This window comes from Aeromicrobium sp. Leaf245, from assembly GCF_942548115.1.
In the GTDB taxonomy this organism is placed as follows: Bacteria; Actinomycetota; Actinomycetes; order Propionibacteriales; family Nocardioidaceae; genus Aeromicrobium.
In genome coordinates, this window is sequence record NZ_OW824151.1 from 1,185,127 (window position 1) to 1,196,235 (window position 11,109).

Annotated in this window: 10 protein-coding genes; 8 read left to right on the top strand and 2 right to left on the bottom strand. The window is 72.7% G+C overall.

The features are described from left to right. Window positions 1-70: 70 nt before the first annotated feature. The 5 genes from NBW76_RS05925 to NBW76_RS05945 all read left to right on the top strand — a co-directional run bounded on the left by NBW76_RS05925 (window position 71) and on the right by NBW76_RS05945 (window position 8,089). On the top strand, window positions 71-4,342 hold the full coding sequence (locus NBW76_RS05925) for an HtaA domain-containing protein (protein ID WP_250246818.1): 4,272 nt from the start codon (window positions 71-73) through the stop codon (window positions 4,340-4,342). 71 nt (window positions 4,343-4,413) lie between these two features. Next, complete coding sequence (locus NBW76_RS05930; protein ID WP_200931726.1) at window positions 4,414-5,502, top strand: hemin ABC transporter substrate-binding protein; 1,089 nt, start codon at window positions 4,414-4,416, stop codon at window positions 5,500-5,502. A gap of 82 nt (window positions 5,503-5,584) precedes the next feature. Beyond that, window positions 5,585-6,598 carry an iron ABC transporter permease gene (locus tag NBW76_RS05935; RefSeq protein ID WP_055964343.1) on the top strand — a complete coding sequence of 338 codons (1,014 nt, stop codon included), beginning with the start codon at window positions 5,585-5,587 and terminating at the stop codon, window positions 6,596-6,598. Then, window positions 6,595-7,407, top strand: coding sequence for a heme ABC transporter ATP-binding protein (locus tag NBW76_RS05940; protein ID WP_082480660.1), 813 nt, complete (start codon window positions 6,595-6,597; stop codon window positions 7,405-7,407). The genes NBW76_RS05935 and NBW76_RS05940 overlap by 4 nt, the downstream gene beginning before the upstream one ends. Before the next feature lie 37 nt (window positions 7,408-7,444). Continuing rightward, complete coding sequence (locus NBW76_RS05945) at window positions 7,445-8,089, top strand: heme oxygenase (biliverdin-producing) (protein WP_055964348.1); 645 nt, start codon at window positions 7,445-7,447, stop codon at window positions 8,087-8,089. Window positions 8,090-8,116: 27 nt separating this feature from the next. Here NBW76_RS05945 and ddaH read toward each other — a convergent pair whose 3' ends face one another. Continuing rightward, on the bottom strand, window positions 8,117-8,992 hold the full coding sequence (gene ddaH / locus NBW76_RS05950) for a dimethylargininase (protein ID WP_235492915.1): 876 nt from the start codon (window positions 8,990-8,992) through the stop codon (window positions 8,117-8,119). A 153-nt stretch (window positions 8,993-9,145) separates the two neighbouring features. On the opposite strand from ddaH, the gene NBW76_RS05955 reads away from it, so the two are divergent. Beyond that, window positions 9,146-9,586, top strand: a complete 441-nt coding sequence (locus NBW76_RS05955; protein WP_055964351.1) for an Lrp/AsnC family transcriptional regulator — start codon at window positions 9,146-9,148, stop codon at window positions 9,584-9,586. 11 nt (window positions 9,587-9,597) lie between these two features. Here the strand turns inward: NBW76_RS05955 and NBW76_RS05960 are convergent, their stop codons facing one another. Then, window positions 9,598-10,311: a VOC family protein gene (locus tag NBW76_RS05960; protein ID WP_056553496.1), complete on the bottom strand. Its 714-nt coding sequence runs from the start codon at window positions 10,309-10,311 to the stop codon at window positions 9,598-9,600. A 231-nt stretch (window positions 10,312-10,542) separates the two neighbouring features. Here NBW76_RS05960 and infA point away from each other — a divergent pair, with 231 nt between their 5' ends. Both infA and rpmJ read left to right on the top strand, forming a co-directional pair. Then, entirely contained in the window at window positions 10,543-10,764 is a 222-nt protein-coding gene (gene infA / locus NBW76_RS05965; RefSeq protein WP_007078610.1) for a translation initiation factor IF-1, read from the top strand. 73 nt (window positions 10,765-10,837) lie between these two features. Further along, the gene (gene rpmJ, locus NBW76_RS05970) at window positions 10,838-10,951 is read left to right on the top strand and encodes a 50S ribosomal protein L36 (RefSeq protein WP_008361054.1); all 114 of its coding nucleotides are present in this window, start codon (window positions 10,838-10,840) and stop codon (window positions 10,949-10,951) included. Window positions 10,952-11,109: the final 158 nt, after the last annotated feature.

Sequence of the window (11,109 nt, forward strand, 5' to 3'; positions counted from 1 at the left end):
CTTGTCATCATTGTGGTCTACTTAGGCTCGCCTAGCCTACCTTAGGCAAGCCTAAACACAGTGAGGTCCGATGCGCCCCCGACCGTCTCGACGCGGCTCCGTCCGTGCCGTCCTGCCCCTGCTCCTGAGCGTCCTGCTCCCGGCGGCCCTCCTCGCGCCGACGAGTGCTGCGGCGGCCGAGGTCTCACTCGCCGCGACGGTGAAGGAGTCGACTCCGACGCGGCTCGCGATCGACGTCGCGGGCGAGGGGTACTCGCGCGAGGCGCCGGGCATCTACGTCGGCATCGCGCCCCGTGGTGGTGCGAGCGTGGTCGACGCGAGCGCCTACGTCCACACGGAGTTCGTCCGTCCGGTCCAGATCGGTGACGGGGGTCGCTTCTCCCAGACGCTCGAGCTCGGCGCCGACGAGATCGCGCGGCTCGACGCCTCGAAGACGTACGCCGTCTACACGTTCAAGGCGCACGGCCAGGCGGCGTCCGACCCGTCGCAGAACGCCGAGGTCCCCGTCGACCTCGACTTCACGACCCTCGTCGAGACCGAGGAGCCCGCCGAGCCGGAGACGCCGGCCGAGCCGGAGACGCCGGCCGAGCCGGAGACGCCGACCGAGCCGGAGACGCCGACCGAGCCGGAGACGCCGACCGAGCCGGTCGAGCCCGAGGAGCCCGAGGCGCCTGCGCCGTCGGTGTCGGTGTCGCGGTCGGAGTTCTCGGCGGAGGGTGCGGCGACGGTGACGGTGGAGGGCAGGAACTTCGATCCTGCGTCGGCGACGGGTGTGCGTCCGCCGCTGGCGGGCAAGCCTGCTGGCGCCTACGTGGTGGTGGGCAAGTTCGCCGACGTGTGGCAGCCGTCCAAGGGTGCGGGATCCTCGACGCGGGTGAACTCGTCGCAGAAGTGGGCGGTCTCGGCAGCCGACATGGGGGCGATCGGTGGTGCCGGAGGCGGTGCGGTCGAGCTGCGTCCCGACGGGTCGTTCACGGCGGAGCTGACGGTCGACAAGGCTGCGCTGGACGCCAAGGCCACGGCCGAGTCGTTGAGGAACTACGGGATCTACACCTACGCGGGCTCGGGTGCGTCCGTCGCGGCCTACGAGACCGCCACCCCGATCACGTTCACGAAGCCTGCGCCGTCGGTGTCGGTGTCGCGGTCGGAGTTCTCGGCCGAGGGTGCGGCGACGGTGACGGTGGAGGGCAGGAACTTCGATCCTGCGTCGGCGACGGGTGTGCGTCCGCCGCTGGCGGGCAAGCCTGCTGGCGCCTACGTGGTGGTGGGCAAGTTCGCCGACGTGTGGCAGCCGTCCAAGGGTGCGGGATCCTCGACGCGGGTGAACTCGTCGCAGAAGTGGGCGGTCTCGGCAGCCGACATGGGGGCGATCGGTGGTGCCGGAGGCGGTGCGGTCGAGCTGCGTCCCGACGGGTCGTTCACGGCGGAGCTGACGGTCGACAAGGCTGCGCTGGACGCCAAGGCCACGGCCGAGTCGTTGAGGAACTACGGGATCTACACGTACGCGGGCTCGGGTGCGTCCGTCGCGGCCTACGAGACCGCCACCCCGATCACGTTCACCGACCCCGGTGTCCTCACCCCGACGCTCGACGTGGAGGTCGTCGAGCAGGTCGAGGGCAGCCTGAAGGTCGACGTCGAGGGCTTCGGCTACGCCACGACGGGGCCGGGCGTCTACCTCGGCATCTCCGAGTCCGGGGGCGCCAGCCCCACGGACGTCGGCGCCTACCGGGGCGCGGTCCTCGTCCCGAGCACGACCATGGGCGTGGGGGGCACCTTCGCGCGGACGCTGACCCTCGACGCCGACGACATCGAGACGCTCGACCCTACGAAGCAGTACTCGGTGTACTCGCTGAAGGCGCACGGGCAGGCGGCCACCGATCCGTCCCAGACGGTCGAGGCGCCCCTCGACATCGACGTCGCCGTCCTCAAGCCTGCGTCCGAGCCTCAGGGTGCGCAGCTGGAGGTGGAGGTCGTCGAGCAGAAGAAGGGCAGCCTGAAGGTCGACGTCGCGGGCTCCGGCTACGCGACGACCTCCCCGGGCGTCTACGTCGGGATCTCCGAGTCCGGTGGCGCCAGCGCCACGGACGCCGGTGCCTACCGCGGCGCGATCTGGGTCCAGGCCTCCTCCATGGGCGAGGGCGGCACGTTCGAGCGGACGATCGAGCTCGACGCAGCCGCGATCGCGACCCTCGACCCGACCGAGGACTACTCGGTCTACTCGCTCAAGGCGCACGGCGTGCCCGACCCCGGCGCGACGCAGAGCGTCGAGAAGGCGATCGACCTCGACGTCGCGCTGCTGCAGGGCGACGACGAGCCGGTCGATCCTGGGCCGAACGGTCCGACACTGGACGTGTCGGTGGCGGAGCAGAGGAAGGGCAGCCTGAAGGTCGCCGTGAAGGGTTCCGGATACGCGGTCGCCTCGCCCGGTGTCTACGTCGCGATCGCTCCGGTCGGTGGTGGGAGCACCTCCGACGCGAGTGCGTACGTCGGCACGGAGTGGGTGCAGCACACGCAGATGGGTGCGGGTGGCACGTTCACGGTGACGTTGGCCCCGTCGGCCTCGGAGATCGCGACGCTGGACCCGACGAAGGAGTACGCGGTCTACTCGTTGAAGGCGCATGGTCAGGCTGCGTCCGACCCGTCGCAGACGGTGGAGGTGCCGATCGACCTCGACGTCGCCCTCCTGAAGGGCGGCGTCGTGACCCCGCCGACGCCGACCGACCCCGACCCCGGCACCGGTCCTGGTGCCGGCCCGGGTGCAGGGGGCGGGGTCGACGCGCCGAGGACGAGCGGGTCGCTGCGCTGGGGCGTGAAGGCAGCGTTCCGCAGCTACGTGACCGGCCCCATCGCCAACGGCCGGGTCTCGGTGTCGCGGGGGGCCTCGGCCTCGGGCGGGAGCTACCGCTTCTTCCAGAAGTCGACCGCCGCGTCCGGAGCCGATGCTCGTGGTGCGACGCGCTACGGCGGCACCGTGCGCTTCACGGGTCACGCCGGTGCGCTGGACCTGTCCGTCACCGACCCCACGGTCACCGTCCGTGCAGGCCGGGTCGGGACCCTCTCGGCCGTGATGGCGGGCCGGCGCATCGACGTCGGATCGGTCGACCTGGCGCGCGCCTCGAGGACGACGAAGGCCGGAGCGGTCACGTACTCGGGTGCGCCCGTGCGCCTCACCGCCGCCGGTGCCCGCGCCTTCCAGGGGTTCTACTCCGCCGGTGAGGCGATGGACCCGGTGACGTTCACGATCGGCAGCGACGGAGGTGCGGCGTCCGGTGGTGGCACCGTGGCCGCTGCCGTGAGCACGACCGGCTTCGTCCCTCCGGCGTCCCCGCCGGCCTCGACGGGCGTCACGCTCGACCTGGCCGACGGCGACACCGTCCGCGCAGGCGACCGCCTGACGGCGAGCGCGTCCGGGTTCCGGCCCGGGGAGACCGACATCGCCGTCGTGGTCTACTCCACGCCGGTCGTGCTGGAGCGCTCGCTCAGCGCCGACGCGCAGGGCCGTGCCACGTGGAGCGGCGTCCTGCCGGGTGATCTCGAGCCGGGGGAGCACACCCTGACCTTCCAGGGCTCGATCAGCCGCGGGGCCGTGTTCACCGTGGCCGACGCCGAGGAGGCCGAGCGGTGCGAGGTGGCCGACGCCACCCTCACCTGGGGCGTGAAGGAGTCTTTCCGGTCCTACGTGTCCGGGTCCATCGCGAACGGCGACTGGACCACCTCGGGCGACGCGTCCTACGAGACGCCCGAGTTCGGCTTCTCGGGCGGCTCCGGCTCGTTCGACGCCGCCACGACCGAGGGTGACGTGGCCTTCGACGGCGCGATCCGCTTCTCGGGCCACTCCGGTGCGCTCGAGGTCGTGCTCGAGGACCCGGTGGTCCGGTTCACCGACGCCGACACCGCGGTGCTGCTGCTCGACATGACCGCAGGCGACCGCGCGGCGGCCGAGGCCGGCGGCGACGCAGCTCCCACGACGACCGAGGACGTGCCGTTCGTGGAGCTCGACCTGTCCGGGGCCGAGGTCGAGCGCACCGACGACGGGACCGGGTACACCGTGACCGACGCACCCGCGGTGCTCACCGAGCAGGGACACGGGGTCTTCGGCACCTACGAGGCGGGCACGGCCTTCGACCCGATCGACCTCACCGTCACCACGGCCGCGGACTGCGCCGGGACGGCGGGCGAGGCGTCCGCGGCCCCGACGGACACCACCGAGGCGGCGGGCCTCGCCGGCACCGCGTCCGACAGCGGGGTCCCGGCCTGGTGGGTCGCCGTGGCCGCGGCGCTCGCGCTCGTCGTCGGCTTCGGCATGGCGAGCCTGCGCCGTCGCTCGGGCGGTCTGCGGTGACCGCGACCGTCCGAGGCCGCGGTGCGCGGACGGCTGCCCGACGGGCGCCCCGCACGATCCGCGCGCTCCCGGTGGCGGTACTCGCCGTGGCAGCGCTCGCGCTGTCCGCCGGGTGCGCGGGACCGGGAGTGGCCGACTCCGAGGGCGCGGCAGGCGCGGCCGGCACGGTCCCGCTCGCGCAGGTCCAGCCCGTCGACGACCCGAAGGGCTGGCAGGGACCGAGCACGGCCGTCCTCGCCGACCGCACCGTCGAACCGGTGGTCGAGGACCCCGAGCAGACCCTTCCTGCGACGGTGGTCTCGCACGACCGCGCCGGCGAGCGCGAGGTCGAGGTGACCGACACCGACCGGGTGCTCGCCCTCGACATCTCCGGCACGCTCGCCGCGACGGTGTGGGGCCTCGGCCTCGGCGACCGGCTCGTCGGTCGTGACGTCTCGACGACCTTCCCCGGCACCGAGGACCTGCCCGTCGTCACGAGCGACGGCCACTCCCTCAACGCGGAGGCGGTGCTGCGGTCGCGTCCCACCCTCGTCGTCACCGACGGGTCGATCGGCCCGCGCGACGTCGTGGAGCAGCTCCGCGATGCCGGGGTCACCGTCGTCTTCGTGGAGAACCAGGCCTCCTTCGACGGTGCCCAGGACCTCGCCCGCGACGTGGCCGCCGCGCTCGGCGTCCCCGCCGCCGGTGAGCGGCTAGCCGAGCGCATCGCTGCGCAGCTCCACGACGTCCGCGCCCAGGTCGACCGGCTCGCCCCGGCCGCCGCCGAGGACCGGCTGTCGATGGTCTTCCTCTACCTGCGCGGCTCGGCCGGCGTCTACTACCTGCTCGGTGAGGACTCCGGCGCGGGGGACCTGGTGCGGGGACTCGGCGGCGTCGACGTCGCCGCCGAGCTCGGCTGGAAGGACATGCAGCCCCTCACCGACGAGGCGGTCCTCGCGGCCGATCCCGACCTGGTGATCGTGATGTCGCACGGGCTCGAGTCGGTCGGAGGCGTCGACGCGCTCCTCGCCGACAAGACGACGCTCGCGCTCACCGCCGCCGGACGGAACCGACGCTTCGTGGACATGGCCGACGGCGACGTGCTGTCGTTCGGTCCGCGGTCGGCCGGCGTCCTCGACGCGCTGGCCCGCGCCGTGTACGCACCGCGTGGCCCGGCATGAGCGGCACCGGATGACCGCCACGGACGTGCGTGTACGGACTCGTGCGCCGGTGGGGACGGCGCCGCGCAGGCGGGCTGCGGCCGTGGTCGGTGCCCTGGTCGCGGCGCTGCTCGTCGGCGTCGTGGTCTCGGCCCTCGTCGGACAGCTCGACGTCTCCGCCCGCGCGGTCGTCGGGACCGTCCTCGACGGCGTCGGTGTGCGCACGTCGTGGCGTCCGGACGAGGACCTCCTCGTCGACGCGCTCTGGTACGTCCGGTTCCCCCGGGTCGCCATGTGCGTGGTCGTCGGAGCGGCGCTCGCGGTGGCGGGCGCGATGATGCAGGCCGTCTTCGGCAACCCGCTGGCCGAGCCCGGGGTCGTGGGGGTCTCCGCAGGAGCCGCCCTCGGGGCCGCCGTGGCGATCGCGACGGGGATCACCGTCGGTGGGGGATGGGCGGTGGCGCTGTTCGCCTTCCTGGGTGGCCTCGCGGCGACGGTCTTCGTGTACACGACGGCACGGAGCGCAGGACGCACGGAGGTGGTGACGCTGCTGCTGACCGGCATCGCCGTGAACGCCTTCGCGGGTGCGGGACTCGCGCTCGTGCTCTTCGCCGGCGACACCGGCTCGCGCGAGCAGATCGTGTTCTGGCAGCTCGGCTCGATGAACGGGTCCCGCTGGTCGGAGGTGCTCGTGGTGGCCGTCGTGACGGTGCCCGGCGTGCTGTTCGCCCTCGCCGCGGCCCGCCGCTACGACCTGCTCGCGCTCGGCGAGCGCTCGGCCTCCCACCTCGGTGTGCGCGTGGAGCGACTCAGGATCGTCTCCATCGCGGTCATGGCGCTGCTGACCGGGGTGGCCGTGGCCTTCACGGGGATCATCGCGTTCGTCGGGCTCGTCGTGCCGCACGCGCTGCGGATGGTCCTGGGCCCGGCCCACCGGGCTCTGCTCCTCGGGAGCGTCCTCGCCGGTGCCGTGCTCCTGGTCTGGGCCGACGTGCTGGCGAGGACGCTCGTGACCGGGGCCGACCTGCCGATCGGGTTGCTGACGTCGGTCGTCGGGGGTCCGTTCTTCCTGCACCTCGTGCGGCGCGCCCGCACGCGCGCCGGGGGCTGGGCATGACGGCCGACGCGGTCGTGTCCGTGCGGGGGGTCTCGTGCCGCCTGGGTGGGCGCGAGGTGCTCCACGACGTCGACCTCGACGTGCGTGCCGGCACGCTCGTGGTGGTCGTCGGACCCAACGGCGCGGGGAAGTCCACGCTGCTCTCGGTGGTCTCGGGCGACCTCCCGGCCACCGCGGGGACCGTGGCGCTCGACGGCCGGCCCCTGTCCGACTGGACCCCCGCCGAGCTCGCGCGACGGCGCGCGGTCCTCGGCCAGTCCCACGACGTGAGCTTCGGCTTCACGGTGGCCGAGGTCGTCGCGATGGGGCGCTATCCGTGGACGTCTCGCGACGATGTGGCGGCCGACGCCGACCTGGTCGCCTGGGCGCTCGAGCGCACGGACACCGTGCACCTGGCCGGGCGGTCGTTCCGCCAGCTCTCGGGAGGCGAGCGCGCCCGTGTCTCGCTGGCCCGGGTCCTCGCACAGGACACCGACCTGGTGCTGCTCGACGAGCCGACGGCGGCCCTCGACCTCCGGCACCAGGAGGAGGTGCTCGTGCTGGCCCGTCGGCTGGCCCGGGCCGGACGCACCGTGGTCGTCGTGGCGCACGACCTCTCCCTCGCCTCGGCCCATGCCGACGAGCTGGTGGTGGTGGCCGAGGGCACGGTTGCGGCCCACGGCACGCCGGCCGAGGTCCTGACGGCCGACCTGGTCGGTCGGACCTACGGACTCCCGGTGGAGGTCCACCGGGTGGGGGACCGGCTCGCCGTCGTGCCGACCGGGGCCACGACGCGTCCAGATGGTGACATTCCGTCACCACGATCATGACAATGTGTCACGATAGATCCCGACGAAAGGGCTCCCCATGACGATCGCCGAACCCGACACCTCCTCGCTCTCGCGCCTTCTGCGCGAGGGCTCCCGGGCCGAGCACCAGGCCGCCGAGGGCTCGTCGTTCATGACCGAGCTCCTCGCGGGCCGGGTGAACGCCCGCGGGTACGCCGACTACCTGGCACGCCTGCGTCGGGTCTACGACGCGCTCGAGTCCCTCGGCCGCGCCCTCGCGGGCGACCCCGTCGCCGACGCGGTGCTCGATCCGGCGCTCGAGCGCACACCCTCGATCGACGCGGACCAGGCCCACTGGGGCGTCGGCCACGCGGCGACGCCGGCCACCGACGCGTACGTGGCACGCATCGAGAGCATCGCCGCCTCGCCGGCCCGGTTCGTGGCTCACCACTACACCCGCTACCTCGGCGACCTCTCCGGCGGCCGCATCATCGGACGGCTCCTGGAGCAGACCTTCGAGCGGCCGGACGGTCTCGCGTTCTACGCCTTCCCCGGCATCCCGAAGCCCAAGCCCTACAAGGACGCCTACCGCGCCCGGCTCGACGGCCTCGACCTGACGGCGGAGGAGAAGCTCGCCGTGCTGACCGAGGTCAAGACGGTCTTCGGGCTGAACGGCGCGCTCTTCGAGGAGCTCACCGCCGACCTCGACGCCTACCGACGCTGAGGCGCGTCGCCGAGGACGCGCTCGGTCTCAGGCGTGGTGCTCCTGGGTGCAGCACTTGACGCTGCCGCCGGCCTTGAGCAGCTCGCTCACGTCCACGGGGACGGGCGCGTAGCCGTGGTCGGCCACCTGGCTCGCGAGGCGGGTGGCCTGGGACGGCAGGACCACGTGGTGGCCGTCGCTCACCGCGTTGAGGCCCAGGACCAGGGCGTCGGCCTCGCTGCACTCGATGGCGTCGGGGAACAGCTGACGCAGGGTCCGGCGGCTGTGGGGCGAGAAGGCCGAGGGCAGGTAGGCGATGTCGGCCGGAGCCTCGCCGTTCCCGTCGTCGAGCACCGCGAGGGCGGTGTCGAGGTGGTAGAACCGCGGGTCGACCAGCTCCAGGCTCACGACGGGCCGGTCGAGTGCGGCGGCCGCCTCCACGTGGGCGTGCAGACTCGTGCGGAAGCCGGTGCCGGCGAGGATCATGGAGGCGAGCACCAGGAAGTCGCCCTCGCCCTCGTTGGTGTGGGTCGGCTCGACGACCTCGATGCCCTGTTCCCTCAGCAGTCCGGCGTGCAGGACGGCCTCGGCCTGGCGCTCGACGTGGCGGAACCGGGCGCCGTAGGCGCGTCCGTCGACGACCAGGGCGCCGTTGGCGGCGAACACCATGTCGGGCAGGCCGGCGGCAGGCTCCAGCAGGTCCACGCGGTGCCCGAGTGCGCGGTACGTCTCGACGAGCGCCTGCCACTGCGCCACGGCGCGGTCGCGGTCGACGTGGATGCCCGGCTGCATCCACGCGTTGATCGCGTAGGTGACGTCGAAGTGGGTGGGTGCGCACATCAGGTACGAGCGGACGCGGGCGGTGCGCGCGGTGACGCGGTCGAGCGTCGTGCGAGTGGGGGTGCGGGTGTCGAGCACGGTCACGAGGGCCTCCTGCGGTGGTCGACGGTGCGTGTTCACGCAACGAATCAAGCCTAGCCGCGGCTCCTCGCGAACGAGGACTTCGAAACTGCACGTCGGCACGCAGGAATCCGACGAATCCAGCCCGGATGCGGCGATCTGTTGCACGATGAGGGCATGGACGACCTCGATCGCCGCATCATCGACCACCTCGTGCGCGACGGACGAGCGGGATACGCCCGCATCGCCGCCGACGTGGGGCTCTCGGCACCCGCGGTGAAGCGCCGCATGGACCGCCTCGTCGACGACGGCGTGATCAAGGGCTTCACCGCCGTCGTGGACCCCGACCTGATGGGATGGTCGGTCGAGGCGTACGTGGAGGTGCACTGCCGGGGCACGATCACGCCCGAGGCGCTCGGCGAGGCGTTCGCGAAGGTGCCGGAGGTCCACGCGGCCGCCACGGTGTCGGGCCAGGCCGACGCGATGCTGCGCATCGTCGCGCGGGACGTCCGCGACCTCGAGCGGGCGCTCGAACGGGTCCGCATGGAGGTCGACAACGTCGACCACACCGACACCGCGATCGTGCTCTCCAGGCTGATCGACCGCTACACCGGTTGAGGGGCGGCCGATCAGGCGGGTGGGGCGACGCCGAGCAGGCACACCTCGTTGCCCGACGCGTCGGCGCACGCCGTCCACGGCAGTCCTGGTGCGGGCTGGGGGAGGACGGTGCCGCCGTGGTCGCGGACGAGGTCGAGGGGGGTGGCGTCGTCGGGACCGGGCCGCACGTCGAGGTGCAGCCTCGACTTCCCGCGGCGGGGTCCGGGCTCCGGGCACAGCTCCAGCAGCGGCCCCGCGCCCGACGGGTGGGCCAGGGCGTGGGGGTCGGCCGTGGGCGCCCACCCGGTGACCGCGGCCCAGAAGCGCGCCTCCCGGTCGGGGTCGGCGCAGTCGAGGGGGAGCGCAGCGACCGGGCCGGAGCCGGCGCGGTAGGCGGGGCGGTCCTCCATGACGCAGAACGCGTTGCCGTCGGGGTCCGCGAGCACCACCCAGGGGACGTCGCCCTGACCGATGTCGACGCGGCGGGCGCCCAGCCCCACGAGACGCTCGGCGACAGCGTGCTGCTGCTCGGCGCCCCGCAGGTCGAGGTGGAGCCGCTGGGGGACGTCGGCGGGCGTCGAGGCGGGCGGGAAGCAGAGGTCGAGGAACACCTCCGGCGCGAGGTGCAGGCGCGCCTCGAGGCCGTCGTCGTCCTCGGTCAGCACGTCGGCGCCGAGGGCCTCGGCCCAGAAGTGGCCGAGCGCGCGCGGATCGGGCGAGTCCCAGACGATGTTCTCGAGCCGCATGGCGCCATCCTGCCCGAGGTGCGGCACCGGGACCCGATTTGAACGAAGGGCCCCCGCCGACGTAGACTTCCCTGTCGGCCTGATTCGGGCGTCACGACCCCCTGCCCTCGGAGGTTCAGTCCTCAGGGTTCGGTCCTCGCGGTTCGCGCCGCGTGGAACGGCTCCTCGGAGTCGAGGGTGCCGTCGCGTGCGTCGGCCGACACAGACGATCAAACCGAGAAGCTGAGGTCCATGGCGAAAAAAGAAGGCGTCATCGAGATGGAGGGTGCTGTCGTCGAGGCACTCCCGAACGCGATGTTCCGGGTCGAGCTGGCCAACGGCCACAAGGTCCTGGCGCACATCAGCGGCAAGATGCGCCAGCACTACATCCGCATCCTCCCCGAGGATCGGGTCGTGGTGGAGCTGTCGCCGTACGACCTCAGCCGTGGACGGATCGTCTACCGCTACAAGTGACCCCGGCCCAGGCCGGAGCACGAGACAACTGCACACCGATACACGTTCAGACTGAAGAAGAGAGAGCTTCTCGATGAAGGTCAACCCGAGCGTGAAGAAGATCTGTGACAAGTGCAAGGTGATCCGTCGCCACGGCCGCGTCATGGTGATCTGCGAGAACCCCCGGCACAAGCAGCGCCAGGGCTGATCGCACTTCTTCACCGCGACACACTGAACATCTGATGGCTCCCGCGCCTCCTCCCACGAGGCGGACGCGGGTCACCCCCGGCGCAGAGGCCGGGGCCCGGCTCAGGAACCCACCATGGGAGTCCTGGAGGCAGCCGGGACGCCCCAGGTGACGACACC